Origin of the sequence: Pseudomonas sp. P97.38, from assembly GCF_001269745.1 — a bacterium.
GTDB lineage: Bacteria > Pseudomonadota > Gammaproteobacteria > Pseudomonadales > Pseudomonadaceae > Aquipseudomonas > Aquipseudomonas chlororaphis_E.
This window is the reverse complement of the sequence record NZ_LHVJ01000014.1, coordinates 302,985-329,124: the sequence shown is the minus strand read 5'-3', so window position 1 is coordinate 329,124 and position 26,140 is coordinate 302,985. Positions and strand designations below refer to the sequence as shown.

27 protein-coding genes are annotated in these 26,140 nt (G+C 62.0%); 5 read left to right on the top strand and 22 right to left on the bottom strand.

Annotated features, from left to right (window positions below):
- Window positions 1–41: 41 nt before the first annotated feature.
- The 5 genes from AD664_RS09885 to AD664_RS09865 all read right to left on the bottom strand — a co-directional run bounded on the left by AD664_RS09885 (window position 42) and on the right by AD664_RS09865 (window position 3,902).
- The gene (locus tag AD664_RS09885; RefSeq protein WP_053146179.1) at window positions 42–851 is read right to left on the bottom strand and encodes an OmpA family protein; all 810 of its coding nucleotides are present in this window, start codon (window positions 849–851) and stop codon (window positions 42–44) included.
- Window positions 848–1,207, bottom strand: a complete 360-nt coding sequence (locus AD664_RS09880; protein ID WP_042732091.1) for a DUF4398 domain-containing protein — start codon at window positions 1,205–1,207, stop codon at window positions 848–850. The genes AD664_RS09885 and AD664_RS09880 overlap by 4 nt, the downstream gene beginning before the upstream one ends.
- Before the next feature lie 9 nt (window positions 1,208–1,216).
- A complete protein-coding gene (locus tag AD664_RS09875; protein ID WP_053146177.1) occupies window positions 1,217–2,041 on the bottom strand; it encodes an ABC transporter substrate-binding protein in 825 nt (274 codons plus the stop codon).
- Window positions 2,042–2,220: 179 nt separating this feature from the next.
- Window positions 2,221–3,150 carry an electron transfer flavoprotein subunit alpha/FixB family protein gene (locus AD664_RS09870; protein WP_053146175.1) on the bottom strand — a complete coding sequence of 310 codons (930 nt, stop codon included), beginning with the start codon at window positions 3,148–3,150 and terminating at the stop codon, window positions 2,221–2,223.
- Window positions 3,151–3,152: 2 nt separating this feature from the next.
- Window positions 3,153–3,902, bottom strand: a complete 750-nt coding sequence (locus AD664_RS09865) for an electron transfer flavoprotein subunit beta/FixA family protein (RefSeq protein WP_028620627.1) — start codon at window positions 3,900–3,902, stop codon at window positions 3,153–3,155.
- Window positions 3,903–4,444: 542 nt separating this feature from the next.
- Here AD664_RS09865 and AD664_RS09860 point away from each other — a divergent pair.
- A complete protein-coding gene (locus tag AD664_RS09860) occupies window positions 4,445–6,109 on the top strand; it encodes an electron transfer flavoprotein-ubiquinone oxidoreductase (RefSeq protein WP_047736412.1) in 1,665 nt (554 codons plus the stop codon).
- Window positions 6,110–6,292: 183 nt separating this feature from the next.
- Here the strand turns inward: AD664_RS09860 and AD664_RS09855 are convergent, their stop codons facing one another.
- A complete protein-coding gene (locus AD664_RS09855; RefSeq protein WP_042732993.1) occupies window positions 6,293–7,183 on the bottom strand; it encodes an AraC family transcriptional regulator in 891 nt (296 codons plus the stop codon).
- A gap of 179 nt (window positions 7,184–7,362) precedes the next feature.
- Between AD664_RS09855 and AD664_RS09850 the strand changes: the two genes are divergently transcribed.
- A complete protein-coding gene (locus AD664_RS09850) occupies window positions 7,363–8,415 on the top strand; it encodes an NAD(P)-dependent alcohol dehydrogenase (protein ID WP_053146173.1) in 1,053 nt (350 codons plus the stop codon).
- A gap of 55 nt (window positions 8,416–8,470) precedes the next feature.
- On the opposite strand, the gene AD664_RS09845 is transcribed toward AD664_RS09850, so the two are convergent.
- The 5 genes from AD664_RS09845 to AD664_RS09825 all read right to left on the bottom strand — a co-directional run bounded on the left by AD664_RS09845 (window position 8,471) and on the right by AD664_RS09825 (window position 13,653).
- Window positions 8,471–9,274: an IclR family transcriptional regulator gene (locus AD664_RS09845; RefSeq protein WP_053146171.1), complete on the bottom strand. Its 804-nt coding sequence runs from the start codon at window positions 9,272–9,274 to the stop codon at window positions 8,471–8,473.
- 59 nt (window positions 9,275–9,333) lie between these two features.
- Window positions 9,334–10,644, bottom strand: coding sequence for an MFS transporter (locus tag AD664_RS09840; protein WP_042732128.1), 1,311 nt, complete (start codon window positions 10,642–10,644; stop codon window positions 9,334–9,336).
- Window positions 10,645–10,831: 187 nt separating this feature from the next.
- Window positions 10,832–11,980 (bottom strand): galactonate dehydratase, encoded by a 1,149-nt coding sequence (gene dgoD, locus AD664_RS09835; RefSeq protein ID WP_042732129.1) that lies wholly within the window; start codon window positions 11,978–11,980, stop codon window positions 10,832–10,834.
- 49 nt (window positions 11,981–12,029) lie between these two features.
- Entirely contained in the window at window positions 12,030–12,650 is a 621-nt protein-coding gene (locus AD664_RS09830) for a 2-dehydro-3-deoxy-6-phosphogalactonate aldolase (RefSeq protein WP_053146169.1), read from the bottom strand.
- A gap of 19 nt (window positions 12,651–12,669) precedes the next feature.
- A complete protein-coding gene (locus AD664_RS09825; protein WP_053146167.1) occupies window positions 12,670–13,653 on the bottom strand; it encodes a 2-dehydro-3-deoxygalactonokinase in 984 nt (327 codons plus the stop codon).
- Between the two features lie 188 nt (window positions 13,654–13,841).
- On the opposite strand from AD664_RS09825, the gene AD664_RS09820 reads away from it, so the two are divergent.
- Window positions 13,842–14,474 (top strand): glutathione S-transferase family protein, encoded by a 633-nt coding sequence (locus tag AD664_RS09820; protein WP_053146164.1) that lies wholly within the window; start codon window positions 13,842–13,844, stop codon window positions 14,472–14,474.
- A gap of 5 nt (window positions 14,475–14,479) precedes the next feature.
- On the opposite strand, the gene AD664_RS09815 is transcribed toward AD664_RS09820, so the two are convergent.
- The gene (locus tag AD664_RS09815) at window positions 14,480–14,962 is read right to left on the bottom strand and encodes a GNAT family N-acetyltransferase (RefSeq protein WP_053146163.1); all 483 of its coding nucleotides are present in this window, start codon (window positions 14,960–14,962) and stop codon (window positions 14,480–14,482) included.
- A 188-nt stretch (window positions 14,963–15,150) separates the two neighbouring features.
- On the opposite strand from AD664_RS09815, the gene AD664_RS09810 reads away from it, so the two are divergent.
- Window positions 15,151–15,498 carry a hypothetical protein gene (locus AD664_RS09810; protein WP_042730312.1) on the top strand — a complete coding sequence of 116 codons (348 nt, stop codon included), beginning with the start codon at window positions 15,151–15,153 and terminating at the stop codon, window positions 15,496–15,498.
- Window positions 15,499–15,530: 32 nt separating this feature from the next.
- Entirely contained in the window at window positions 15,531–15,911 is a 381-nt protein-coding gene (locus AD664_RS09805; protein WP_053146161.1) for a Rho termination factor N-terminal domain-containing protein, read from the top strand.
- 216 nt (window positions 15,912–16,127) lie between these two features.
- On the opposite strand, the gene araH is transcribed toward AD664_RS09805, so the two are convergent.
- The 10 genes from araH to AD664_RS09755 form a co-directional block, all read right to left on the bottom strand.
- Window positions 16,128–17,096 carry an L-arabinose ABC transporter permease AraH gene (araH, locus tag AD664_RS09800; protein WP_053146159.1) on the bottom strand — a complete coding sequence of 323 codons (969 nt, stop codon included), beginning with the start codon at window positions 17,094–17,096 and terminating at the stop codon, window positions 16,128–16,130.
- 9 nt (window positions 17,097–17,105) lie between these two features.
- The gene (araG, locus tag AD664_RS09795; RefSeq protein WP_053146157.1) at window positions 17,106–18,650 is read right to left on the bottom strand and encodes an L-arabinose ABC transporter ATP-binding protein AraG; all 1,545 of its coding nucleotides are present in this window, start codon (window positions 18,648–18,650) and stop codon (window positions 17,106–17,108) included.
- 66 nt (window positions 18,651–18,716) lie between these two features.
- The gene (locus AD664_RS09790; RefSeq protein WP_053146155.1) at window positions 18,717–19,721 is read right to left on the bottom strand and encodes a substrate-binding domain-containing protein; all 1,005 of its coding nucleotides are present in this window, start codon (window positions 19,719–19,721) and stop codon (window positions 18,717–18,719) included.
- Window positions 19,722–19,896: 175 nt separating this feature from the next.
- Entirely contained in the window at window positions 19,897–20,715 is an 819-nt protein-coding gene (locus tag AD664_RS09785; protein ID WP_053146153.1) for an SDR family oxidoreductase, read from the bottom strand.
- 236 nt (window positions 20,716–20,951) lie between these two features.
- On the bottom strand, window positions 20,952–21,827 hold the full coding sequence (locus tag AD664_RS09780; RefSeq protein ID WP_053146151.1) for an SMP-30/gluconolactonase/LRE family protein: 876 nt from the start codon (window positions 21,825–21,827) through the stop codon (window positions 20,952–20,954).
- A complete protein-coding gene (locus AD664_RS09775; protein WP_042730319.1) occupies window positions 21,824–22,570 on the bottom strand; it encodes a FadR/GntR family transcriptional regulator in 747 nt (248 codons plus the stop codon). Before AD664_RS09775 ends, AD664_RS09780 begins: the two co-directional genes overlap by 4 nt.
- A 175-nt stretch (window positions 22,571–22,745) precedes the next feature.
- Window positions 22,746–23,306: a DUF1285 domain-containing protein gene (locus AD664_RS09770; protein ID WP_053146148.1), complete on the bottom strand. Its 561-nt coding sequence runs from the start codon at window positions 23,304–23,306 to the stop codon at window positions 22,746–22,748.
- Window positions 23,307–23,321: 15 nt separating this feature from the next.
- The gene (locus tag AD664_RS09765) at window positions 23,322–23,927 is read right to left on the bottom strand and encodes a DUF4823 domain-containing protein (protein WP_053146146.1); all 606 of its coding nucleotides are present in this window, start codon (window positions 23,925–23,927) and stop codon (window positions 23,322–23,324) included.
- A 210-nt stretch (window positions 23,928–24,137) separates the two neighbouring features.
- Complete coding sequence (locus tag AD664_RS09760; RefSeq protein WP_042730322.1) at window positions 24,138–25,106, bottom strand: GTP 3',8-cyclase MoaA; 969 nt, start codon at window positions 25,104–25,106, stop codon at window positions 24,138–24,140.
- 136 nt (window positions 25,107–25,242) lie between these two features.
- Entirely contained in the window at window positions 25,243–25,881 is a 639-nt protein-coding gene (locus AD664_RS09755; protein ID WP_042730323.1) for a TetR/AcrR family transcriptional regulator, read from the bottom strand.
- Window positions 25,882–26,140: the final 259 nt, after the last annotated feature.

The following is a 26,140-nucleotide window of genomic DNA, read 5'->3' as shown; positions in this document are numbered from 1 at the left end:
CCGGCACCTTCAAGGCGCCGGGCTTTCCAGTGACGCCGCCCTCAGCGGGCGGCGCCGAGCTGGCCTTTCTCGTCGGAGAACACGATCTCGACGCGACGGTTCTGGGCCCGGCCACGCTCGGTGGCGTTGACGTCCACCGGGTAGTCGTCACCGTAGCCCTGGACTTCGATGCGCTTCTCATCAATGCCCAGGTCCACCAGCACATCCGCCACCGCCTGTGCGCGGTCGCGGGACAGCTTGAGGTTTTCCTGGCGACCGCCGGTGCTGTCGGTGTACCCCTCGATGCGCACCACGCGCTTGGGGTTGAGCTGCAGGAACTGGACGATCTTGAGCACGACCCGATTGGCCGAATTCTTCAACTCCGCTTCGCCGGTGTCGAACAGCACATCGCCCAAGGTCATCACCAGGCCGCGATCGGTCTGGGTGGTGGCCATGGCCATGATCTGTTCCTCCAGCCACTTGCCCTGCTGTTGCACGCTGAGCAGCTTGGATTCGCGCAAGGCCAGTTGCAGGCGCTGGCGCTCCAGTTCGAGCTTCGCCGCACGTTCTTCGTTGAGCACCTGGTTGCTGTGTTCACGGGCGATCGCGCTGTAGCGCTGGCTCAAGTAAGCGTAATGCTGCACGTCTTCCCCGCTGCCCCAGTAGGTGGACAAGCGATCGGCACGGGCGAGGGATTCGCCGGCGCGGATCACGTCCCTTGGCGCGGCGCGCAACACATTGGCGTCTTCCTTGACCTTCTGGAAATCGGCGCTGGCCTGGTCGAGCGCCGCTTCGCTACGCTGGCCCGCACAGCCATACAGGCTCGCCAGGCCGGCAAGGACCAGGCCGCTGAGGAGTTGGGACGACTTCATTGGGCATCCTCCCTCAGCTGTTTGCGCAAGCGCTTGATACGCGTGTCGAGCACGTTCAGTTGCTCCTGGCTCTTGAGGGTCAACACCTTTGCTTCCGCCAGGCGTGCATCCAGTTCAGCCTGCTCGGCGCGCATGCGCGCCTTCTTGTAGGACTCGTCGGCCATGTTGGATTTGGCCCGGGCGAACTTTTCTTCAGCCAGTTTCAACTCGGGCACTTCGTCGGCGTTGGCGCCCACGGCCCGGGCCTGCTCCAGGGCCTGTTCGGTCAGGCGGATCTGTTCATTCGGCGCCGGATCGGCTGCGCAGCCCGCCAGAGCCAGAACGGCCAGGGCAGCGAAAAGAGGTCGAATAGTCACTAATGTTCCCTACTGTTTTGGGGCGCCGACAGGAGACTGCAACTGTGTGTTCCAGCGCTCTAGATTGCGTTGCAACACAGCCTCTGCCAGGCCGGACGCGGCCAATTCTGTCATCTTTTGCGCCAGCTGTCCGCGTAACCATGGGTCATTGCAGGCCGAGTTATGGGAAACCGCAAGGAACAGGCCGGGTTTATCCACCGGTTGCGGCGCGGCCTGCAGGTCATTCGCCATCCCCAGTGTCTGCGCCATGGCCAGGCCCGAGTAGCGTCCCGCCAGGACATATTCCACCTCCCCCAACAGCAATTTCTGAAAGGCCTGGGTCAGGTTTGGCGTACGGGTGAGGGACAATTGCTGCTCTGCAAAAACGCCGAATCCTGCAGTCATACGTGACTTTTCCGACAAGGCGCCGGTATGTCCATGAAGGTCTTCGGGGCGGTTGATGACCAGCGTGGAGTCCTTGCGGGTCCAGACCAGGTAATCGTTTTCCAGCAGCGGCGGATGCACGTAGTCCAGGGCTTCGAGCCCGGTCGTGGTCAGCGGTGCATCGGTGAGCAAGTCCATGCGCCCGCTGCGCACTTCGTCCAGCGCCTGGGCACGCTTGCCGGCATAGAGCAGCTCAATCTTGATGCCCAGTTGCGCCGCCACTTGCGTCAGCAGGTCGGCACCGGCGCCAATCAGATGCTTGGGGTCCTGGGGGTCTTGCCAGAGATAAGGCGGCGCATCCGGGCTGCCGGTGGCGATCAGTCGTTCACACTTGCCGGCAGCGAGCGCCAACCCAGGCCCGACCATCAACAGGCCCAACAACGGCCAGCCGGCCAAACGGCGAAGATCCATGGCGATACGCTCCCCTTCAAAATGCAGACGATAAAAAGCCCGGCCAGGGCCATAGCAGTGTCATCAAGGGAATGAATCCGTGGCGAGCAAGCTTGCTCCCTCGCCACGATGATCCAGACAACCCTCAAATGAACACTGCTACCGCCAAAGCCGGGCTCTTTATAAGTGAAGACGCCGGATTAGACCAGCTTCTCCAACTCGGGGACTGCTTCGAACAGGTCAGCGACCAGGCCGTAATCGGCCACCTGGAAGATCGGCGCTTCTTCGTCCTTGTTGATCGCAACGATCACTTTGGAGTCTTTCATACCGGCCAGGTGCTGGATCGCGCCGGAGATACCGACGGCGATGTACAACTGTGGCGCAACGATCTTGCCGGTCTGACCGACCTGCATATCGTTCGGAACAAAACCGGCGTCGACCGCGGCGCGGGAAGCACCTACGGCAGCGCCCAGCTTGTCGGCCAGGGCGTACAGGTGCTTGAAGTTGTCACCGTTCTGCATGCCGCGGCCGCCGGAAACGACGATTTTGGCAGCGGTCAGCTCAGGACGGTCGGACTTGGCCAGTTCTTCGTTGACGAAGCTGGAAATGCCGGCGTCGTGGGCAGCGCCTACGGCTTCGACGGCAGCCGAGCCACCTTCGGCGGCAACCGGGTCGAAACCGGTGGCACGCACGGTGACGACCTTGATCGCGGCAGTCGATTGCACGGTGGCAATGGCGTTACCGGCGTAGATCGGACGCTTGAAGGTGTCGGCGCTTTCTACCGAGATGATCTCGGAGATCTGGTCGACATCCAGGGCAGCGGCAACGCGCGGCAGGATGTTCTTGCCGTTGGAAGTAGCAGCGGCCAGGATGTGGCTGTAGCCCTTGCCGAGCTCGGTGACCAGTGGCGCAACGTTTTCCGGCAGCTGGTTTGCGTAGGCGGCGTTGTCGGCCGACAGCACTTTTGCCACGCCGGCAATTTTCGCGGCGGCTTCGGCTACGGCGCCAGCGCCCTGCCCGGCGACCAGTACGTGAACGTCGCCGCCGATTTTGGCCGCGGCAGCAACGGTGTTCAGCGTGGCCGGAGCCAGCGCCTTGTTATCGTGTTCGGCGATTACCAAGATAGTCATAGTTAGATTACCTTCGCTTCGTTTTTCAGTTTCTCGACCAGTTCAGCCACCGACTTGACCTTGATGCCCGCGCTGCGTGCCGCCGGCGCTTCGACTTTCACGGTCTTGTTGGTGGAGGCGGTGGAAACGCCCAAAGCGTCAGGCGTCAGCACTTCAAGCGGCTTCTTCTTCGCCTTCATGATGTTTGGCAGGGACGCGTAGCGCGGCTCGTTCAAACGCAGGTCGGTGGTGACGATGGCTGGCAGCTTCAAGGAAACGGTCTGCGCGCCGCCGTCGATTTCACGGGTCACGGCAACGCTGTCGCCGCTGACTTCGACCTTGGACGCGAACGTGCCCTGACCGTAGCCGCTCAATGCAGCGAGCATCTGGCCGGTCTGGTTGTTGTCACTGTCGATGGCTTGTTTGCCGAGGATCACCAGCTGTGGCTGTTCCTTGTCGACAACGGCCTTGAGCAGCTTGGCCACGGCCAGGGAGGTCAGGTCTTCGGCGGATTCGACGAGGATGGCGCGATCGGCACCCAGCGCCAGCGCAGTGCGCAGTTGCTCCTGGGCGGTGGTCGGGCCGATGGAGACAACGACGATCTCAGTCGCCACGCCCTTCTCTTTCAGGCGTACGGCTTCTTCTACGGCGATTTCGCAGAAAGGGTTCATCGACATCTTGACGTTGGCGAGGTCGACGCCGGAGTTGTCCGCCTTGACGCGAACCTTGACGTTATAGTCGACCACTCGTTTGACAGCTACAAGAACCTTCATGGATTCCTCGTTACTCTCCGGTGAAAAGAAAGTCGCCTAGGCGAACCTGGCGGTTGATGCTCATGGGCGCAAGGGCACCTCTAAAAACGCCGGCATGAACCACACATGACCCTGCTCACGGGAGTGAAGACCATTGGTCGGCGAGACCGATGAGTCATTCAATATCGCGGCGTGTAAACTGCGCATCCGAGCCACGCAATACGTCACTTCGTGCTGCCTTCGCCCTGTCTTTAGAGGTGCTCTTGAAACCAACAGTCAGCCTACGGCGAGCGCAAAACCGCCCGTATCTTGACCGGAACGCCTATTCCGGTCAATACGGCAAAATGGCCAGTCATAAGCCGTACGTCAGTGATTTATCTGGGCTGCGGCAATTTCAAACAAACGTTTGTATTGGACCCTGAGAGTGGTGTAGATATAATGCGCCACCCAGAGAGACCCGCGTCTGATCCGTTGTCACTTTCGTCAGTTTTGCGAGTCAACAACGGATGCAACGCCAAACCTCCAATTAGAAAAAACCGTGAGCCTTGAGTAGGAGATAGCCTGTGGAACGCGAATACATGGAATTCGACGTGGTCATCGTCGGTGCCGGCCCCGCTGGCCTGTCTGCCGCTTGCCGACTGAAACAGAAGGCCGCCGAAGCCGGTAAGGAAATCAGCGTCTGCGTGGTCGAAAAAGGCTCCGAAGTCGGTGCGCACATTCTCTCCGGTGCGGTGTTCGAACCCCGAGCCCTGAACGAGCTGTTTCCCGACTGGAAGGAACTGGGCGCGCCGCTCAATACCCCGGTCAAGCGTGATGACATTTATGTCCTGAAGAACGCCGACAGTGCGAGCAAAGTCCCTGACTTCTTCGTGCCCAAGACCATGCACAACGAAGGCAACTATATTATTTCCCTGGGCAACCTGTGTCGCTGGCTGGCCCAGCAGGCCGAGAACCTGGGCGTGGAAATCTACCCGGGCTTCGCCGCCCAGGAAGCGCTGTTCGACGAAAATGGCGTGGTCCGCGGGATCATCACCGGCGATTTGGGTGTCGACCGCGAAGGCCACCCGAAAGAAGGCCTGTACACCCCAGGCATGGAACTGCGCGGCAAGTACACGCTGTTCGCCGAAGGTTGCCGTGGCCATATCGGCAAGCAACTGATCAAGCGCTTCAACCTCGACAGCGACGCCGATGCCCAGCACTACGGCATCGGTTTGAAGGAAATCTGGGAGATCGACCCGGCCAAGCATCAACCAGGCCTGGTGGTTCACACCGCCGGCTGGCCGCTGGACATCATGGGCACCGAGAACACCGGCGGTTCCTTCCTTTATCACCTGGAAAACAACCAGGTGGTGGTCGGCCTGATCGTCGACCTGTCCTACAGCAATACCTACCTGTCGCCCTTCGACGAATTCCAGCGCCTCAAGCACCACCCGGTGCTCAAACAGTACCTGGAAGGCGGCAAGCGCGTCAGCTATGGCGCCCGTGCCATCTGCAAGGGCGGCCTGAACTCGCTGCCGAAAATGGTCTTCAAGGGCGGCGCCCTGATCGGCTGCGACCTCGGCACGTTGAACTTCGCCAAGATCAAAGGCAGCCACACCGCCATGAAGTCCGGCATGCTCGCCGCCGAGGCGGTGGCCGATCGCCTGTTCGCCGAGTCCGAAGGCGGTGATGAACTGACCGCTTACGTCGACGGCTTCAAGAACAGCTGGCTGTATGAAGAACTGTTCGCCAGCCGTAACTTCGGCGCGGCGATCCACAAGTACGGCGCGATCATCGGCGGCGGCTTCAACTGGCTCGACCAGAACATCTTCGGTGGCAAGCTGCCGTTCACCCTGCACGACAACAAGCCTGACTACGCCTGCCTGAAGCTGGCGGCCGACTGCAAGAAGATCGACTACCCGAAACCGGACGGCAAGATCAGCTTCGACAAACTCAGCTCGGTGTTCATCTCCGGTACCAACCATGAAGAAGAACAGCCCTGCCACCTGAAGCTGACCGATCCAAGCATCCCGCTGGCCAAGAACCTGCCGCTGTACGACGAACCGGCCCAGCGCTACTGCCCGGCCGGCGTGTATGAGGTGGTAACCAAGGAAGACGGCGAGAAACGCTTCCAGATCAACGCCCAGAACTGCGTGCACTGCAAGACTTGCGACATTAAAGATCCGGCCCAGAACATCACCTGGGTGACCCCGGAAGGCGCTGGCGGACCGACCTACCCGAACATGTAAGCCGACCCGCTGAACATCAAGGCTCCCACAATGGGGGCCTTTTTGTTGCGTGCCATCCAAGCAGCGCCACAGCCCGATGTGGGAGCGAGCTTGCTCGCGATAGCGATTTTTCATTCAACACAGATGTCGACCGACACACCGCTATCGCGAGCAAGCTCGCTCCCACAGGATGACATCAGTGGATCAAGCTGCGCGTTCTTCCCCTGGGCTGCGCTCGAAATAACGCTTGTACTCCCGGCTGAACTGCGACGAGCTCTGATACCCCACCTGATGCGCCACCTGCGCCACCCCCATGCCATCGATGAGCAACAGCCGCTGAGCCTTGAGCAAACGCAAGCGCTTGAGGTACTGCACCGGCGAGAGCAGCGTGCTGCGCTTGAAATGCTCATGAAACGTCGAAGCACTCATGTTGGCGCAGTTGGCGAGGGTCTCGACGTTCAGCGGCTCGGTGAAGTGCGCGTGCAGATGGCTCAGGGCCGCGGCAATCCGGGCGAACTGGCCGTGCTGTTCCACCAGCGCCCTGAGCACATCGGCCTGGGGCCCGCGCAAGGCGGCGAAGAGTAATTCGCGCAGTCGCGCCTGGCCCATGACCTGGCACTCCAGCGGATCATGCAAGCATTGCAGCAGACGTTCGACGCATCCGCGCATGGCGCCATCGAGCACGGCACTGGTCATGGACTCCGGCGTCTGGGCCGCGAGACTTCGCCCCGGCATCAACCCCATGGCCAGCACCAGCTCGCCCAACAGCGCCCGATCGATCGCCACGGATATCCCGAGCAACGGAGCATCGGGCATGGCATAGGTTTCGCATTCGAACGGTACCGGCAGTGCCTGGATCAGGTAATGCCCGGCGCCGTACTCCAGCGTGCGTGGGCCCAGATAAGCCAATTTGCTGCCTTGGGCGATGATCACCAGGCTCGGTTCGTAGAGCTGCGGGCCACGGGCAATGTCCTGGCTGCACCGCAGCACTTGCACGCCCGCAAGACGTGTAGGGATAAAGCCGTCACGGGTCGCCAAGGGTTCGATCAGCGAAACCAGCGCCGCGTTGGCATCGAGATGACGAGTCAGCAACATGGGGAAAACTTCACGGAAAAAGGGATGAAGACATCATCGCAGGTCTGGCGCCCCATAGGAGCAATCCACGGCCAAGGTCGGAGGATTAGGCATGACACCCGTAGGAATCGCCATCGCCGCAGGCCGCCACGGCTCCCAGAATAGATCACCTCACTGTTCACTGCTTAGCGAGGTCCATCATGTACACCGCCATCGGATACGCCGCTCAATCACCCACCGCGCCCCTCGCCCCTATGAAGTTCGAACGCCGCAGCCCACGGGCCGACGACGTGGCGATCGAAATCCTCTTCTGCGGCGTCTGCCACTCCGACATCCACCAGGCACGCAACGAGTGGGGCATTGCCGTCTACCCGCTGATGCCTGGCCACGAGATCGTAGGCAAGGTTACCGCCGTCGGTGCGAACGTGACCCGCCATAAGGTCGGCGATGTGGTGGGCGTGGGCTGCATGGTCGACTCCTGCCGCGAGTGCGAAGCCTGTCATGCCAACCTGGAGCAATACTGCTATCAGGGTATGACCCAGACCTACGCCAGCCCGGACCGCGTGAGTGGCGGCCATACCATGGGTGGTTACTCCAACAGCATCGTGGTCCAGGAGCACTTCGTGCTGCGCATCCCGGCTGGGCTGGACCTGGCCAGCGCCGCACCGATCCTCTGCGCAGGCATCACGACCTACTCCCCGCTCAAACACCACGGCGTGAAAGCCGGCGACAAGGTCGGCGTGTTGGGCATGGGCGGCCTCGGCCACATGGGCATCAAGTTCGCCAAGGCCATGGGCGCGGAAGTCACGTTGTTCACCCGCTCGGCCAGCAAGGCCGAAGAAGCCCGTCGCCAGGGTGCCGATCATGTGATCGTGTCCACCGACGCCGAGCAGATGGCCGCCGCAGCCGGGCGCTTCCACTTCCTGCTGGACACCATTCCGGTACAGCACGACCTCAACCCCTACCTCGGCACCCTGCGCTTCGACGGCGTGCACATCCTGGTGGGCCTGGTCGAGCCGATCGATCCGCCGGTGCATGCGGCCAACTTGATCATGGGACGCCGGGCCCTGGCCGGCTCGCTGATCGGTGGCATCGCTGAAACCCAGGAAGTGCTGGACTTCTGCGCCGAACACAACATCAGTTGCGACATCGAGATGCTCGACATCCGCCAGATCAACGAGGCCTACAGCCGCATGATCGCCGGTGACGTGAAATACCGCTTCGTCATCGACATGGCCACGCTCAAGGCCTGACGCACTAGCCTGTACGGTTCATTCGAGTACTCGAATTAACCACACCGGCCACTCATCAGACCTTGGCGCCCAACTCCGCCGAGAGCCGGGCTGTGACCCCTTTGACCAGGGGAATCAGCTCGGCCATTTTTTCCAGCGGCATGTAAGGCACGGTGCTGGCGATGCTGATACCGGCGACAATCCGTTTGCCGGCGTCACGAATCGGCGCCGCCACGCAGCGAATCGACGGTTCGTTGTCTTCCAGGTCGAACGCATAGCCCCCCGCCACGTACTCCAGCATCCGTTGCTGGAACTGCTCCCAGGACTGCTCCTGGTGCTGGGGCCAGAACTGATTCTTCCCACCCGCTGGCAGGCTGATTTCATACAATCGTTGCCATTGCTCCTGGGTGTCATCGAGCATCAGCGCCTTGCCGATCCCGGTGCGCGCCAAAGGCATGCGATGGCCCACCCGCGAGCGCATTTCCGGGCCGTTGCGCCCCGGATTCTTCAGCAGGTACAAAACCTCGTCGCCTTCGCGAATCGCCAGGTGCACGGTGTCCCCGGTGAGCGCCGACAATTCGTCCAGGTACGGTCCCGCCAGGTTCACCAGCGGCAGTTCTTCCCGGGCCTGGAAACCCAGCTCGATCAACTTCGGCCCCAGCAGGTAACCCACTTGCGGCACCACGCGCAGGTAACGTTCCTCCACCAGGCAACTGGCGAGGCGATGGGTGGTGCTGCGGGTAGTGCCGATCAGCCGGGCGATTTCCTTCAGGTCACGGGCGCCGCTGGCGACTGCCTGGACCACCCCCAGGCCGCGCAGCAATGTCTGGGTGCCCGTAGGCGCTGCGTCCTTGGTGGTTTTTGGTTCGTCTTGCTGCATAGCCGGCCTTCAACAGTGAGCGGGGAACGGGCGGCATTATGGTCGCCCGCCCCGTCGGACTACAACTCGATGCGCTCGACCTTCCCGACCAGCAGGATGTAGGACAGCGCGCCAACCAGTGCCAGAACGGCGATGTAGGTGATGGCCGGGGCGAACGAATCGCCACTGGCCAGGAAGCCGATGACGATGGGCGTGGCGATGGCCGCCAGGTTGCCGATGAAGTTGAACACCCCGCCCGTCAACCCGAGCAGGCGTGCCGGCGCCAGGGTGGAAACCAGCGACCAGGTGATCGACGCCAGGCCATTGCCGAAGAACGCCAGGGCCAGGAAGGCGATGACCAGCGGTGTCGATTCGACGAAGTTGGCCCCGATGATCGCAGTGGAGATCAACAACCCGCCAATGATCGGCAACTTGCGTGCGAAGCCGACGGTGGCGCCGCGCCGGATCAGCCAGTCGGAGAAAAACCCCGAGCACAGCACACCGACAAACGCTGCCAGGAACGGCAACGACGCCAGCAAGCCAGACTTGATGAAGTCCATCCCGCGGTATTTCACCAGGTAGGTCGGGAACCAGGTCAGGAAGAACCACAACGTGGAGTTCAGGCAGAACTGCCCCAAGTAGATGCCCCACAGCTTGCGCTGGGTCAAGACGATGCCGAGGTCGGCCCAACTGAACTTCGCCTTGGCCCGGGTGGTTTCGGCCTGGATGTCCACAAGCCCGCCGCCCTCGCGGATCAACTCGATTTCGGCGGCGTTGGCGCCTTTGAAATCCCGTGGCTCGCGATACACCGCGTACCAGATCGCCGCCCAGATAATGCCCACGGCACCGGTCACCACGAACACCATGTGCCAGCCGAAAGCGTGTTGCAGCCACGCCAGCACCGGCGTCAGGAAAGCCAACCCGACGAACTGCCCGGAGGTGTAGAAACCGATGGCCGTGGCTCGCTCACGCTCGGGAAACCAGGTGGTCACCACACGGCTGTTGATCGGATACGCCGGCGCTTCCAGGGCACCGACCGCCATGCGCAACACGAACAGCGCGATGAAGCTGGCGGCGAAACCGAGCATCACCGTGGCCGCCGACCACAGCAACAGCGCCACGCTGTACAGGATGCGCGGCGGCACGCGGTCCACCAGCCAACCGCCGGGAATCTGCATGGCGGCGTAGGTCCAGCCGAATGCCGAGAAAATCAGCCCGACATGAATCGGGTCGATGCCCAGTTCACTGGTCAGTGCGGGAGCGGCGATCGACAGGTTGCTGCGGTCCAGATAGTTGATCACCACGGTGATGAACAGCAGGACCATGATGAAAAAACGCTTGCGGCTGGGCGTCACCAACGACGCCTGCGCGCTCAGGGTGTGCGCTTGCATTTGAGGTGCCTCTTTTTATGGTTATTGAGGAAACGGGCGCTTGATGAGCGATCTCCTGACCTACGGAGATCAAACTGTGGGAGCGGGCTTGCTCGCGAAGAGGGAGTGTCAGCTGACGAATGTGCGGCTGACACACCGCCTTCGCGAGCAAGCCCGCTCCCACAGGGATTGGCGGAGTGTCAGGCAGTTACCACTCGGCGAAGCTGCCGTCGGCATGCCGCCAGATCGGATTGCGCCAGCGGTGGCCGATGGCCGCGCGCTCGATTACGTACTCCTCGTTGATCTCGATGCCCAGCCCCGGGCCGTTGGGGATCTTCACAAAACCCTGGTCGTAGTCGAACACCTGCGGGTCCTTGATGTAGTCCAGCAGGTCGTTGCTCTCGTTGTAGTGGATGCCCAGGCTCTGCTCCTGGATGAACGCGTTGTAGCACGCGGCGTCCAGTTGCAGGCACGCCGCCAGGGCGATCGGCCCCAGCGGGCAGTGCAGCGCCAGCGCCACGTCGTAGGCCTCGGCCATGTTGGCGATCTTGCGGGTTTCGGTGATGCCGCCAGCGTGGGAGGCGTCCGGCTGGATGATGTCGACGTAGCCTTCGCTGAGCACCCGCTTGAAATCCCAACGGGAAAACAGCCGCTCGCCCAGGGCAATCGGGGTGCTGGTCAGCGGAGCCAATTCCTTGAGGGCTTCGTAGTTTTCGCTGAGCACCGGCTCTTCGATGAACATCAGCTTGTACGGGTCAAGTTCCTTCATCAGCACCTTGGCCATCGGCTTGTGCACGCGGCCATGGAAATCCACGCCGATGCCGACGTTCGGCCCGACCGCATCGCGCACGGCGGCGACGTTGGCCAAGGCCAGGTCGACTTTTTCAAAGGTGTCGAGGAACTGCAGCTCTTCGGTGCCATTCATCTTCACCGCGGTGAAGCCGCGGCCCACGGCCTCTTTCGCGGCGCGGGCGGTGTCCGCCGGCCGGTCACCGCCGATCCACGAATACACGCGGATCTTGTCGCGCACCTGGCCTCCGAGCAAATCGCTGACCGACACGCCCAGGGCCTTGCCCTTGATGTCCCACAACGCCTGGTCGATGCCGGCCAAGGCGCTCATGTGCACCGCTCCACCGCGGTAGAATCCGCCGCGATAGAGCACGGTCCAGATGTCTTCGATGTTGCGTGGGTCTTTGCCGATAAGGTAGTCGGACAATTCTTCAACGGCTGCCGCCACAGTGTGAGCACGGCCCTCGACCACGGGCTCGCCCCAACCGGTGACACCCTCGTCGGTCTCGACCTTGAGGAAGCACCAGCGCGGCGGAACGATGAAGGTGGTCAGTTTGGTGATTTTCATCTTGTTGTCTCTCTTATCGGATGCAGCGCCTGCAGCGCCGGAAAAATCTTCAGTTCAGGGCATTCCACGCGGCCACATAGGCCTTGGCGCGCACCGCGACCTCCTCGGCCGTCAGGCCTGGCTTGAACAGCCCGGAACCGAGGCCAAAGCCCTTGACGCCGGCCTCGACGAACACCGCCATGTTGTCCGGCGTGATCCCGCCCACCGGCACCAGCACAGTCCCGGCCGGCAGCACGGCGAGCCAGGCCTTGACCACCGCCGGGCCCATTTGCTCGGCGGGAAACAGCTTCAGGACATGGGCGCCTTCGGCCAGGGCGGCGAAGGCTTCGGTGGGCGTGGCGACGCCTGGCGACAGGTACAGCCCGGCTGCTTTCGCTGCCCGCAGGACCTTGGCATCGCTGTGGGGCATGACGATCACCTGGCCGCCGGCGGCCTTGACCTGTGCCACCTGTTCCGGCGTGAGCACGGTGCCGGCCCCGATCAGGCAATCGGCGGGCAAGGTGTCGCGCAGGATGCGGATACTTTCGTACGGCTCGGGGGAATTGAGCGGTACTTCGATGACGCGAAATCCAGCGCTGTACAGGACTTCGCCGATGGCTGCCGCCTCTTCGGGACGCAGACCGCGCAGGATCGCGATCAGCCCGTTGTGCGCCAGTGCTTGAGTGAGCATGTCAGACCTCCAGTCAGGGTTAACGCGATGCGGTGGAATCGAGCAGCCCGGCCGCCACGGCCAATTGCCACAAACCACGTTCGGTGGCCTGTTCGGCCAGGGTCACCCGGGTAAAACCGCAGGCGTCGAGCGCTCGTTGATAACGGGCGCAGAGTTGGGAATTGCCGATCAGCACCACCGTTGGCAGGTGGACGCTGTTGCGCCGCTGGCGTTGCACGGCGGCCAGCGCCGTCAATTCGTGGCCGATCAACAGGCCGGAGAGGTAATCGGCCTGGGCACTGCCAGCGAGTTCGCCGGTCAGCCCCAGGCTGCGGGCGCTGAACACCGTGGACAAAGGACCGACCTGACCGTCTGCCGACAGTGCCACCTGCACCCCGCGGTCGAAGGCCACGCCGTCGAACGCCGCGCCACGCTGCTGGGTGCGGCCGAGAATGCTGTGATCGCTGAGCACGGCGAAGATCTCGCCGGTCATGAAGGTGTCGAAATGAACGATGCAGCCGTCGGCCACTTCCACCCACTTCGAATGGCTGCCCGGCAGGCCGATCAGCACGGCTTCGTTCGGCAAGCTGTGCAAGGCGCCGAGCACTTGGGTCTCTTCGCCGCGCATGACGTTCGGCAACCGTGAACGCTGGATCACACCGGGTACGATGTGCACGTCAACGCCACGCAGACTGCGAAGGGTTTGCAGGGAATGTCCGAGATTGGCCACGTTGGCCGGCGTGTCGCAGTAAGGCGCTTCGCGCCAGCCTTGGGCGCTGCCTACCATGCCGCAGGCAATCACGGGCAGGCCTGGCTGGGCGTCGAGCCAATCGCCGCACGCCTCGTCGAAGGCCAGTTCGAACCCGTCGACACACACCTGGCCGGCCACGGTGCGCGGCCCGGCGGGCAACTGCATGATCCCCGACGACAGCGCGCGCTGTTCCAGCACTTCGCCGCCGGCGGCGAGTTTGTAAGCCCGTAGTGAGGTGGTCCCCCAATCGAGCGCGATCAATTGCGCCTGCATCCGCTTCACCTGTTCTGTTTTTTGGCAGTGAGTGAGGCGGACTATAAACCTGGGCACAGAAAAATCTCAATATATAAATAACTCTCCCATATATTGGGATTAAGACCACCCTCCTCCAAACCCATCGCCATCCGCCCGCGACCCTGCTACGTTCTGCGTCGGATGCCTCTACTCTCAGGGAAAACGTAATGGGACAACTGCTGAAGATTCTCGGTCGGACCTCTTCGATCAACGTCAGGAAGGTGCTGTGGACCTGCCAGGAACTGGCCATCGACTACGACCGGGAAGACTGGGGCATCGGCTTCAACTCGACCCAGAACCCGGAATTCCTCGCGCTGAACCCCAACGCCCAGGTGCCGGTGATCATTGACGAGAATGGTGTGCTCTGGGAGTCGAACACCATCTGCCGCTATCTGGTGGGCAAGCACGGGCATAGCGATCTGCTGCCCACCGAGCCGGCCGCCCGGGCGCGGGTCGAACAGTGGATGGATTGGCAGGCCACGGAGCTCAACCCGTCATGGGGTTATCCCTTTTATGCATTGGTGCGCAAGGATCCGGATTGCCAGGACCCGCAGCGCATCGCTGCCGGGGTCAAGGGCTGGAACGAGAAGATGGGCTTGCTGGAGCAGCAGTTGAGCCGTACCGGCGCCTACGTGGCCGGTGCGGATTTTTCCCTAGCCGATGTGCTGATCGGCCTGTCCGTCCACCGCTGGCGCCAGACGCCCATGGAGCGTCCTGACTACCCAGCCGTGGCGGCCTACTGCAAACGCCTGGAGCAACGGCCGGGGTTCGCCGAATACGGCGGGGACGGGTATTCCTGAACCTTTCAGTTGCCCAGGGCGAAATCCCGTAGCACCTTGCCGTCCATGCGGTAGCGCACCCATTCTTCCTGAGGCTGCGCACCCAGGGACTTGTAGAACTCGATGGCCGGAGTGTTCCAGTCCAGGACACTCCATTCGAAACGGCCGCAATCGTTGTCACAGGCGATCTTCGCCAGATGCCGCAACAGCGTCTTGCCCGCCCCGCCGCCGCGCTGGTCGGGGGTGATGTACAAGTCCTCCAGGTACAGGCAATTGCTGCCCAGCCAGGTGGAATAGCTGAAGAAAAACACCGCGAAACCGATCGGCACGCCATCGCGCAGACAGATCAAACCGTGGGCAGTCGCGCCTTCGCTGAACAGGCTGCGCTCGATGTCGGCCACACTGGCGATGACTTCGTGACGGGCCTTTTCGTAATCGGCCAATTCGGTGATGAAAGCAAGGATTTGCGGCGCATCGCTGGGTTGCGCGGGACGGATCTCGATCGACATGGACAGGCCTTGTAGCCAATTGAAAACGCCATACTAAGCCGCTACGTCGCGCTCGTCACGGGCAGCGTCCAGCTTCTGGCAGATAGACAGGCGGTTTTCCAATGCGCCATTCGTCGCCCTCCAGGCACCAACCTCGAACCGCCAAGGCCCAAGATCAGGCAAGCATTCAAAAAAATGGAGGCGACACCATGATCACTTCAAGGCTGACTGCATTTACCCTTGCCACGCTGCTGTCCTCGGCGGCGTTCGCGGCGACCACTTCCGGCACCGGGCCGACCGACCCCGTGCAGGCGCCCAACTCCCCGGCCACCCAAGGGCTGCCCAAGTTGAACACCGACGGAACCGGCGGCGGCACCTTGAACAATGGTCAGCCACCGGCCACCGGCACCGACCCGCGCGTGCAGGGCAATGACATGGGTCGTCAGGGCGGGATGAATACCCCGGACGCCACCGCCCCCGACAACGCCGGGACCGGCGTGGGCTCGAAAACCACCACCGGCGGTTCGGGTTCCGAAGGCGGCGGCGCCAGCCAGTAAGCGCGGCTCACACACCGGAGGAGGAAGGTCCCATGCCTCGTGGAAGCAAAGACAAGTACACCGCCGAGCAAAAGCGCAAGGCCGAGCACATCGAGGAAAGCTACGAGAAGAAAGGCTTGTCCGAAGAGAAGGCCGAGGCCCGGGCCTGGGCGACGGTGAACAAGCAATCGGGTGGTGGCGAACGCGCCGGCGGTTCGGGGAAGGACAAGCCGACGGCGCAGAAGAAAACCGATCGCAAGGAATCCGCCCGTCGCGCCGCCAAGACCCGTGAAGGGCATCCGCGCTCCAGCAAGGCCTCCCACCAGACACAAACGGTGGACAGCCTGATGAAGCAAGCCCGGGCGAAGAACATCCCCGGGCGTTCGAAGATGCGCAAGCAGGAACTGGTCGAGGCGTTGCGCAAGGCAGGGTAATGCCGGCGCCTGACGTACCGCTATCGCGAGCAGGCTTGCTCCCACAGTGGATTGGCGGTGTATCCAGTTCTGCAACCTACGCAAAAACCCTGTGGGAGCGAGCCTTGCTCGCGATAGCGGTGGGTCAGGCAACAACGATGTTGGATGTACCGCCGCCTTCGCGGGCAAGCCCGCTCCCACAGTGGATTGGCGGTGTACGCCAATCCTTTGGCAGGGTTAGCGCTGTTTCAAGCGGTCGATCACCACCGCCAGCAACAGGATCGAGCCGCGGATGACGTATTGGTAGAAGGTGTCGATGTTCTTCAGGTTCATCGCGTTTTCGATGATCGCCAGGATCAGCACGCCGGCAATCACGTGGCGGATCATGCCGATACCACCGCTGAGCGACACTCCACCCAAGACGCAGGCCGAGATCACGGTCAGCTCGAAGCCCTGGCCGATCATCGGTTGCCCCGAGGTCATGCGCGAGGCCAGGATGACCCCGGCCAGGGCGCCGATCACACCGTGCACGGCGAAGATGATGATCTTGGTGCGATCAACGTTCACCCCCGCCAACAACGCCGCTTCCTGGTTGCCACCGATGGCCATGGTGTTGCGCCCATAAGTGGTGTAGTTCAGCAACCAACCGAAGAACAGGAAGCAGGCAATGGTGATCAGGATCGGCACCGGCACGCCGAACAACTGGCCGTTGCCGTACACGAAGAACGCTTCCTGGGACACGCCCACCGCTTTGCCGTTGGCAAAGATATAGGCCAGGCCGCGGACGATCTGCATCGTCGCCAGCGTGGTGATCAACGCATTGACCCGCAGCTTGGCGATGACGATGCCGTTGATCAGGCCGACGATCAGCCCCATCACCAGCGCCGCGCTGACGCCCAGCAACACGCTGTTGGTGTCGCGCATCACCACTGCCGCGACCACGCCGGCACAGGCAATCACCGAGCCGACCGACAAGTCGAAATGCCCGGACGCCAGGCAATACAACATGGTGCAGGCGGCGATGCCGGTGGTGGAAATCGCCAGGCCCAGGCCGCGCATGTTCAAAGGCGACAGGAAGTTGTCGATCAACAGCGTGCAGAGCACGAAGACCCCGATGGCCGCCAGCAACATGGCCCAATCGTCGAGAAAACGCCGCATATCCAGGGGTTTGCGCGCCGTTGGCAGTGCATTGTTTTGAATGGTCATGATTACCTCTCAGTTCGCCGCGTCGGCAACGCGTTGGCGTGGCAGCGCCAGTTGCAGCAGGTTGGATTCATTGGCCTGGTCGCGCGGCAGCTCGCCGCGCATGGCCCCTTCGCAGAACACCAGGATCCGGTCGGAAATGCCCATCACTTCCATCAGGTCGCTGGACACCACGATCACCGCGATGCCGTCGGCCGCCAGGTTGTGGATAATCTGGTAGATCTCGGCCTTGGCGCCGATGTCGATGCCGCGGGTCGGCTCGTCCAGCAACAACACCTTCATCGGCATCGACAGCCACCGACCGAGGATCGCCTTCTGCTGGTTGCCACCGGACAGGTACATGATTTTCTGCCCCGCCGTCGGGGTTTTCACTTTCAACGCCTTGATCTGTTTGTCGGCGTTGCCCCGCTCCCAATCGCCGCGCAACAGGCACCCCAGGGTGGAATGGGCGCTGCGGGCGCTGATGTTGATGTTCTCGCCCACGCTCGCCAGGGGCATGATGCCTTCCTTCTTGCGGTCCTCCGGGCAAAGCAGCACGCCGGCACCGATGGCATCCCGGGGCGAACGCAGCGTCAGTTCCTGGCCATGCAGGACCAGGCGCCCTTCGGTCTGGCGCTCCAGACCGCTGAGCAGGCGCAGCAGCTCGGTCCGACCGGCCCCCACCAACCCGAACAGCCCAAGAATCTCGCCCTTGTGCACCTGGAAACTCACCGGTTCGCGCAGCCCCGGCCCGAGCAGGCGCTCGACCCGCAACGCCACCTCACCGCGCTCGCGCGCGCGATAATCGTAGATGTCCTGGATATCGCGACCGACCATGCAGGTGACCAACTGGTCGTGGGTCAGCTCGCTCATGTTCTCGAAGGTGCGCACGTAGCGACCGTCCTTGAACACCGTCACCGCATTGCAGATGCGGAACACCTCTTCCATGCGGTGGCTGACGTACAGCACCACTTTGCCCTCGTCCCGCAGGCGCGCGATGATCGCCATCAACCGATCGATCTCCCGCGCCGAGAGGCTACTGGTGGGTTCGTCGAAGGCGATGACATGGGCGCCACGGGACAGCGCCTTGGCGATTTCCACCAATTGGCGCTGGCCGAGGGACAGGCGGCCGACCTTTTCGTGCGGGTCGATTTCGTCGGCCAGGCCCTTGAGCAGGTTCAGCGCCTGCTGGCGCAACAACCCACGATTGACCAGGCCGAAGCGAGCCGGCAGATGGCCGAGGAACAGGTTCTCGGCGACGGTCATTTCCGGCACCAGGTGCAACTCCTGGTGGATCACCGCCACGCCGCTGGCGATGCTGTCGGCGGTGGATTTGAAGGCCATCGTCTGCTCGCCGATCTGCAGTTCGCCGCTGCTCGGGATGTAGGCGCCGCCGAGGATCTTCAGCAACGTGGACTTGCCCGCGCCGTTCTCGCCCATCAAGGCATGGACCTGGCCCGGATGCGCGACGAAACTGATGTTGGCCAGCGCCTGCACGCCGGGAAAGGATTTGCCGATCCCGTTGAACCGCAAGCTGCCGCCGATATTGTGTTGTTGTGTCGCTGTTTGCGCTTGCATAACCACCTCGAACTCACAGAGATCAAGCGGCCCCGTTGCCAGGGCCACTCTTGAATCAACCGACCGTCAGTTCCACAGGCCGATTTTTTCCAGCTCCTGCTTGAAGTTCTCGCGGGTGATCAGCGTCACCTCGTCCATTGCGGTGTACTTCGGCGGTTCCTTGCCGGTGGTGATCCACTCGTACATCATCTCGGCGGTCTTGTAGCCTTCGATGTGCGGGCTTGGCAGCATCGACCCAAAGAAGCCGCTGTCGGGTTTCTTCAGCTCGCCAATGGCGTCGGTGCCGTTGATGCCGATCCCGATCACGTTCGCCGCCTTGAAGCCGGCACTTTCGGTGGCGCGCACGCCGCCCAGCACGGTATTGTCGTTCATGCCGCCGATGATCAGGTTTTTCGCGCCGCTGGGCAGTTTCACCAGGGCGGAGTTGGTGGAGTCCATGCTGCCCGGTACATCGAGGGTCTTGAGCGCCGAATAAAGGATATGGTCTTGCGGCATCCCGGCCTTCTTCAAGGCATCGACCGAACCGTCGGTGCGCTTCTTACCGGTGTCCAGCTCGTTGAAGGTGTTGATCACCGCGTAGGTGTCCTTCCAGTCCCAGTTACGTTTTTTCGCTTCGGCAGCCATGGCGGCGCCCTGCTTCTGGCCCACTTCGAACGCGGCCATGCCCAGGTACGGGACGTCTTCCATGAACTTGCCGCTGGCGTCGACGAAACGGTCGTCGACGGCAATGACCTTGAGGTCGTTGAGCTTGGCCTTGGCCATGATGGCCGGGCCGAGGGACACGTCCGGCGGGCAGATCACGAAACCCTTGGCGCCGTTGGCGGCCAGGCTGTCGATCGCCGAGAGGGTTTTCTCGCCGTCGGGCACGGCGATCTTGATCAATTCGAAGCCTTTATCCTTGCTCGCTTTCTCGGCGAACGCCCATTCGGTCTGGAACCAAGGCTCCTCGGCCTGCTTGACCAGGAAACCGATTTTCACGGGATCAGCCGCCAGCAAGCTGCTGCTGAGGCTGACCGCGGTAACCGCCAGGGCGGCGCGGCACAGGGAACGGATCCCACGACGATGCTTCATAGTTGACTCCTTGTTTTTTTTATTGAAAGCCAGACGTCCAGGGCCCTGCTCCACCGTGGGTGAAAAAACGCAGGCTGGGCGGTTACAGCACGTTGCTACACAGCATAGGCCTAAATAGTCATATCGTATGATGATTGAATGACAGGCGAAGTTTCACCCTGTCATCCAGGTTCGTTCAGTCGTGATACATGACCGAACGCCCACCATCGATGGTGATGCATGAGGCATTGATAAAAGGTGCTTCATCGCTGGCCAGGAACACCGCCGTCATGGCCACTTCGATCGGTTGCCCGATACGCCGCGGCGGGTGCAGGTCCAGTGCTCGCTGGCGTTCGGCATGGGGATCGGCAAAGCCGTTCCAGTAGTCGACGTTCAGTTGAGTTTCGATATACCCCGGGGCGATGGCGTTCACGCGCACCCCCTTGGGTGCGTATTCGATGCCCAGGGCGCGGGTCAGGCCCAGCAGGCCGTGCTTGGCCACCGGGTATGGGAAACAGCCGGGAATGATGTGGGACGAATGGGTCGAGGCGATGTTGATGATGCTGCCAACGCCCTGCTCGATCATCTGCGGCAACACCGCCTTGCAGCCGTACCAGGCGCCATCCAGGTCGATGGCGAAACAGCGCCGCCAGTCTTGCTCGGTCATTTCCAACGGGTCGCGGAAGACGTTGACGCCGGCGCAGTTCACCAGCACATCGATGCGACCGTGCAGTTCGACAGCCCGGCGGGCCATGGCGTCCAGGTCCTGCGGGGTCGACACGTCGGCTTTCATGGCGTGGACATCCGCCCCGCGTTCACGCCAGAGCGCGGCCACCTGCTCGACCTTCTGCGCCTGGATGTCGCTGATCACCAACCGTGCCTGTTGCGACGCGAACGCGGCGACGATCGCCTCGCCAATCCCCTGGGCCGCGCCGGTGAGCAACACGACCTTGCCCTTCAGGCGCTCGCCCTTGGGCGGCTCCGGCACGGGCGGCAGGCAAAGCGCATCAGCCATGGATCAAATCTCCTGTTTCCAGGCATGACGAAAACCGGGCATCCACGGATGACCGGTCCAGAGGCGCTTGGAAAAACACTGGCTCGCGTACGCCACCGGGGCGCACGGGGGAGGATCGTTGCATCACTTCACCTGTCTTGTTTTTTTAGTGTGAGTGCGTCTTGCTGATGGAGCCGACTATAAACCCGGCCGGCCAACAATCTCAATATATATATTTACATCCCATATTTTGGGATTTAACCAGCAAACCTCGTGCACGCTATCCCTGGCACATCGACCCGCATCGACAGCACGGCACCATCCAACGGGTGGCCCAGTGGACTTGCCGCACTGGTGATGTACAGCGTCTTGAGGTCTTCGCCGCCGAACACACAACTGGTCGGGCGGCTGACGGGCAACTCGATCACCTGGTCGACATGGCCGTCCGGGTGCAAGCGCAGCAGGCAACTGCCATCCCAGCGCGCGTTCCAGATGTAGCCACGGGCGTCCATTGCCGAACCATCGGGCCCGCCTCGCGGGTGAGGGCCGAACCAGACCTCGGGCGGCGCCAGGTGACCTTCAGGGTAGATAAAGTGCCGATACAGCGTGCCGTCGAGGCTGTCGCCGAAGTACACCGTGGTGCCGTCGGGGCTCCACAGCAGCGTATTGGGAATGCCCAGCCCGCGTAACAGCGGCATCACCCGGCCGTCGCCGCCGACGCGAAACAACCCGCCGGAACGTCGTTCGATGGGCAAGTCTTCGCCGGCGTCACCGATGTTGTTCTGCATGGTGCCGAGCCAGAGTTGGCCCTGGGCGTCGCAGCGGGCCTCATTGGGGCGGTTGCCGGGCTGGGGATCGGCCATGCACAGCAGCGTCAGGCGCGGTTCCAGCCCCGGCGAGTCGAGGTCCAGCCGATAGACACCGCTGCTCAGGGTCACCAACGCATCGCCACTCTGGGTCGGGATAAAGGCCGAGACATGCTCGGGCATCTGCCAGATCTGCACATTGGCGCCGATCAACCGCAGCGCCTGCTTGCCGGCGATGTCGACCCAGTACAGCGCCTGGGTCGGTTCATCCCAGAAGGGCCCTTCGCCCAGTTGCGCACGGTGTTCCGTCACAGCCTTGCACTTCATTGAAATCTCCTGTTCCCGATGGGTCCCGCGGTCTCCGTGCGACCGGCCATGACATTGGGGTAAAAGCGTTTGATCGCCAGGTCGGCGTTATCGATCAGGGTCATGCAGGCCCACACGCCTCGCGCCGCGTCACGGGCGGCGATGGCTTCGGCGATGTCCTTATGGATGGGTAATGTGCGCCGCAGTTCATCCGGGTCGGCGGCCGACACCTCGAACGACACGGCCAGCAACGCCCCGAGGGCCGGGACCATTTGTTCGATGAACTGATTATGGCTGGCGGCGAGGATGCACTCGTGGAAGAACTGGTCGGCACGGTTGTAATCGGTGCCGCTGTCCACCGCCCGTTCCAGGGCATGGTAGGCCAGGCGAATCGCCGTGACCTGGTCGGCCGTGGCGCGCTCGCAGGCCCAGCGGACCGCCATTGGCTCGATGGTACGACGCAGGTCCAGCAGGTCATCGACAAAGTTTTCCGGCAGGCCGCTGCGCGACAACCAGCCGACCACCTGCGGGTCGAACAGGTTCCAGCGGCGCACCGGCAATACCCGGGTGCCGACTTTCGGCCCGACCTCCAGCATGCCTTTGGCCACCAGGGTCTTGATCGCCTCGCGAATCACCGTGCGGCTGACGCCCAGCTGTTCGCCCAGATCCGCTTCGACCTTGATGGTTTGCCCAGGCTTAACCTGGCCGGCGGCTATCCAGCCACCCAACCAATCAACGGTCGATGCATGAAAACTGCTGGACATGGAGACCCCGTGGGCTGTTCTTGTGGTGGCCCACGCTAATCATCATATGATTGGGTGTCAATGCGAATCTTGCACAAAACAATGTGGGAGCGGGCTTGCCCGCGAAGGCGGTAGATCGGCAAACATTGATTTGACTGACTTATCGCCTTCGCGAGCAAGCCCGCTCCCACAGGATCTAAGGCTCCAGGCCTATCGGGTAGAACTCGCCACCACTCCACACACCCAGCCAGCGCTGCCCATCCATCTCACGACTGACCGCCAATTCCACCAGTTGGTAAAACACATTGCGGTGGATCAGCGCTTCGAGATTACTGCGTACATGGACGTAGGGCGCAGGTTCCTGGGTTTGAGGATCGATCACCACCCGCATCGGATGCTCGGGGCCAGCTTCGGAGGTTTCCTCGACATTGGTGGTAAAACGCAGGAGCTGCCCTTCCCCCTCGCCTTCGACGTCCAGGGTCACGGCCACGAACGGCGCGTCGTCGACCTGGATGCCGACTTTTTCCACAGGGGTGATCAGGAAATAATCATCGCCGTCGCGGCGGATGATGGTAGAGAACAGTTTGACCATCGGCTTGCGCCCGATGGGTGTACCCAGGTAGTACCAGGTGCCGTCCCGGGCGATGCGCATGTCGATGTCGCCGCAAAAGTCGGGGTTCCACAAGTGGACCGGCGGCAGGCCTTTGGTCTTGGGGATCTGCCCCAGCAGGTGATTGGCTTTTTGCGGTCCGCTCATGGTGACTCCTAATGGTTACTCGTCGCTCATCCCCAGCAGGCTGCGGGCATACTCACGCAACGGCGCGGCGATGAGGTCTTGGGGCTGTTTGTCGTGCAACGTCAGTAAACCGCCACGACTCTTGATACGTGCAGTATCAATCAAATACTGGGTGCTGGTCTCGATCAACATGATCTGAATCACGCTGGTGTCGACCCCCAGGCGATCCACCGCTTCCTCGTCCGCCCATTCATCGGTGTTGCCGATGCGGTTATCCGCCTTGGCGAAACGGGTGTACAGCAAGTAGTGAGCACCGGCGGCACGGGCTTCGCCCATGGCCTGGTCAAGGCCTTCGGGGGCGCGGGCGCGACGAACCATGGGGAAGTATTCGATGAAGCCGTTGAAGGCTTCCTCGGCCACCACGTTGGGCCGCGGATAAGCGCCACCCGGCGGAGCGAAGGCCCCCTGGGCGATGAAGATGAACGAGTCAGGCTGAATACGCAGGTTGTTCACCCGACGGCTGTCGCTGTGGTCCAGCAGGCCGGCATCACTCATGTGATAACGAACGCCCTCTCCCATGTCGCTGACATTCATGCAACCGCCAAGCGCCAAAACGGCCAGCAGCAAAACCAGGCTACGCATCCTACCCTCCAAGAACCGGTGTCGGAAAACCGGCGAATGGCCGTGGGATGCAGCTTTTGCGCCAGCTCAGGAACTTGTCGGAATTTCAGTCTCGGATAGCCGTGGCGACGGAGCTTGCTCCCGATCGGCTGCGAAGCAGTCGTAAGACTTCAGACCGAAGAGGGCTGCTGCGCAGCCCAGCGGGAGCAAGCTCCCCCGCCACAACGGCCGTCAGCCACCGATGATTTTCATGATGGTTGCACCGCCGGAAAACGCGACTTCCTGCTTGTCCCCCAGCGCCTTGACCAACAATCGCTGGAGCGCCGGCAACGCCTGGTGACGGGGTTTGTCCAGCAGGTCGCCGACAAAGTGCCGATTGCTCGACGACAGGCAGCCGTGCAGCCAACCCGTTGACGACAACCGCAGCCGCGAGCAGGTACGGCAAAACGGCACGCTTTCGTTGGCAATTACGCCGAAATACCCCAGCCCCGGGATCTCGTAGCGCACCGCCGTGGCGTCCACGGGCGCGTTGGCCTGCAGGTATTCGTACTGGTCGCCGATCAGGCTGAGCAGTTGCTGGAGGCTGACGAACTGCTGCAAGAATGCATTCGAGTCGCTGGCCAGGTGCCCCATGCGCATCAGCTCGATGAACCGCAGTTCATAGCCGCGCGCCAGGCAGTATTCGAGCAACGGCATCACCTGGTCCAGGTTCTGCCCGCGCAACGGCACCATGTTGACTTTGATTTTCATCCCAGCGGCCCGGGCCTGCTCCATGCCATCGAGCACGGTCGCCAGATCACCGCCCCGGGCGATGCTGCGAAACGCCGCGGGATCGAGGGTATCGAGGGAAACGTTGATGCGGCGAATCCCGGCGTCGACCAGCAAGGGCAGCTTTTTCGCCAGCAACTGGCCATTGGTGGTCAGGCTGATGTCTTCCAGGCCCATCTGCCCCACCGCGGCCATGAACCGCTCGAGCTTCGGACTGACCAGCGGCTCACCGCCGGTAATGCGCAGCCGCTCGATGCCGGCGGCCTCGATCAGGTAGGCCACGCCCCGCGCCATCGCGTCGGCCGACAGTTCATCCTGCGCAGCCACCAGCCGCTTGCCGTCAGGCACGCAGTAGGTACAGGCGTAATTGCAGGCTGAAGTCAGGCTGATCCGCAGATTGCGGAAACGCCTGCCTTGACGGTCAACGATCATGGATCACTCCGGCGAAAGGATAATGGGGCTGATAAAACTTGACCTAGAAATCAAGTCTGCGCAAGGCCCATGCCTGAGTATATTCCTGGGGCACTGCGCCATGTAAGCGGGCATGGCGCAATCAGGCAGCTGAATGTCAGTTGCTCGGCACGTCCGTATCGCGCTTGCGCTTGTTGCCCATGCGCACGCCGATGTCCATCAGGAACTGGAAGAAGCCTTCCTGATCTTCCAGCACGTTGCTCCAGAACGGCGAGTGATACAGCGCCACCGCGCCATGCACCAGCGCCCAGGCCGCGCAGTAGTGAAAATAAGGCGGCACGTCTTCAAGCTTGCCTTCAGTGATCCGACCCTTGATCAACAACGTCAGGCGCTCGAAGTTCGAGGCACGGATCTTGTGCAACTCCTCGACCATTTCCGGTACCTGGTTGCCCTTGACCACCTTCTCTTCCAGGCGATCAAACAGGCGGTAGCGCTGCGGGTCGCGCATGCGGAACTCGAAGTAGGCCCGCGACAGCGCTTCCTTGTCCTTGTCCACATCGGCCGAATGCAGCAGCTCGTTCAAATCGCGCTCGTAGTCAAGCATCAGGCGCAGGTAGATCTCCGCCTTGGATTTGAAATGTTTATAGATCGTGCCTTTGCCGATACCCACGGCATCCGCAATCATCTCGACGGTGACACTGTCTTCACCCTGGTCGAGGAACAACTTGAGCGCGGTGTCGAGAATTTCCTGCTCGCGGCGGCGAAACTCACGGACCTTACGGGGTTCTTTGTGCATAAGAAAAAGGTCTGAAGGGTCAAAATTCGAAGCCGGGTATTATGCCTAACTTACGCAAAAATGCACGGATCATCCGTTGACGGCCGTAGTTCTTCAGAAAACCGTGCATCCCCCGCTTCCCGGGATCAAGCTTCATAGGCTCTACCTCCCAGGCCGCAGCCACAGTGAGAACCTATCCGAAGCGAGCGTATTCCAAATTTGTTTAAAAACCGTCCGGGCCCGACTGGACGCGTCGGCATAGTGATCAATACTTCAACTG

What these genes read in the sequence shown, in the direction of transcription:
- AD664_RS09885 (WP_053146179.1), bottom strand. Translation starts at nt 851, where the DNA reads ATGAAGTCGTCCCAACTCCTCAGCGGCCTGGTCCTTGCCGGCCTGGCG.
- AD664_RS09875 (WP_053146177.1), bottom strand. Translation starts at nt 2,041, where the DNA reads ATGGATCTTCGCCGTTTGGCCGGCTGGCCGTTGTTGGGCCTGTTGATG.
- AD664_RS09870 (WP_053146175.1), bottom strand. Translation starts at nt 3,150, where the DNA reads ATGACTATCTTGGTAATCGCCGAACACGATAACAAGGCGCTGGCTCCG.
- AD664_RS09865 (WP_028620627.1), bottom strand. Translation starts at nt 3,902, where the DNA reads ATGAAGGTTCTTGTAGCTGTCAAACGAGTGGTCGACTATAACGTCAAG.
- AD664_RS09855 (WP_042732993.1), bottom strand. Translation starts at nt 7,183, where the DNA reads ATGTTGCTGACTCGTCATCTCGATGCCAACGCGGCGCTGGTTTCGCTG.
- AD664_RS09850 (WP_053146173.1), top strand. Translation starts at nt 7,363, where the DNA reads ATGTACACCGCCATCGGATACGCCGCTCAATCACCCACCGCGCCCCTC.
- AD664_RS09845 (WP_053146171.1), bottom strand. Translation starts at nt 9,274, where the DNA reads ATGCAGCAAGACGAACCAAAAACCACCAAGGACGCAGCGCCTACGGGC.
- AD664_RS09840 (WP_042732128.1), bottom strand. Translation starts at nt 10,644, where the DNA reads ATGCAAGCGCACACCCTGAGCGCGCAGGCGTCGTTGGTGACGCCCAGC.
- dgoD (WP_042732129.1), bottom strand. Translation starts at nt 11,980, where the DNA reads ATGAAAATCACCAAACTGACCACCTTCATCGTTCCGCCGCGCTGGTGC.
- AD664_RS09830 (WP_053146169.1), bottom strand. Translation starts at nt 12,650, where the DNA reads ATGCTCACTCAAGCACTGGCGCACAACGGGCTGATCGCGATCCTGCGC.
- AD664_RS09825 (WP_053146167.1), bottom strand. Translation starts at nt 13,653, where the DNA reads ATGCAGGCGCAATTGATCGCGCTCGATTGGGGGACCACCTCACTACGG.
- AD664_RS09820 (WP_053146164.1), top strand. Translation starts at nt 13,842, where the DNA reads ATGGGACAACTGCTGAAGATTCTCGGTCGGACCTCTTCGATCAACGTC.
- AD664_RS09815 (WP_053146163.1), bottom strand. Translation starts at nt 14,962, where the DNA reads ATGTCGATCGAGATCCGTCCCGCGCAACCCAGCGATGCGCCGCAAATC.
- AD664_RS09810 (WP_042730312.1), top strand. Translation starts at nt 15,151, where the DNA reads ATGATCACTTCAAGGCTGACTGCATTTACCCTTGCCACGCTGCTGTCC.
- AD664_RS09805 (WP_053146161.1), top strand. Translation starts at nt 15,531, where the DNA reads ATGCCTCGTGGAAGCAAAGACAAGTACACCGCCGAGCAAAAGCGCAAG.
- araH (WP_053146159.1), bottom strand. Translation starts at nt 17,096, where the DNA reads ATGACCATTCAAAACAATGCACTGCCAACGGCGCGCAAACCCCTGGAT.
- araG (WP_053146157.1), bottom strand. Translation starts at nt 18,650, where the DNA reads ATGCAAGCGCAAACAGCGACACAACAACACAATATCGGCGGCAGCTTG.
- AD664_RS09790 (WP_053146155.1), bottom strand. Translation starts at nt 19,721, where the DNA reads ATGAAGCATCGTCGTGGGATCCGTTCCCTGTGCCGCGCCGCCCTGGCG.
- AD664_RS09785 (WP_053146153.1), bottom strand. Translation starts at nt 20,715, where the DNA reads ATGGCTGATGCGCTTTGCCTGCCGCCCGTGCCGGAGCCGCCCAAGGGC.
- AD664_RS09780 (WP_053146151.1), bottom strand. Translation starts at nt 21,827, where the DNA reads ATGAAGTGCAAGGCTGTGACGGAACACCGTGCGCAACTGGGCGAAGGG.
- AD664_RS09775 (WP_042730319.1), bottom strand. Translation starts at nt 22,570, where the DNA reads ATGTCCAGCAGTTTTCATGCATCGACCGTTGATTGGTTGGGTGGCTGG.
- AD664_RS09770 (WP_053146148.1), bottom strand. Translation starts at nt 23,306, where the DNA reads ATGAGCGGACCGCAAAAAGCCAATCACCTGCTGGGGCAGATCCCCAAG.
- AD664_RS09765 (WP_053146146.1), bottom strand. Translation starts at nt 23,927, where the DNA reads ATGCGTAGCCTGGTTTTGCTGCTGGCCGTTTTGGCGCTTGGCGGTTGC.
- AD664_RS09760 (WP_042730322.1), bottom strand. Translation starts at nt 25,106, where the DNA reads ATGATCGTTGACCGTCAAGGCAGGCGTTTCCGCAATCTGCGGATCAGC.
- AD664_RS09755 (WP_042730323.1), bottom strand. Translation starts at nt 25,881, where the DNA reads ATGCACAAAGAACCCCGTAAGGTCCGTGAGTTTCGCCGCCGCGAGCAG.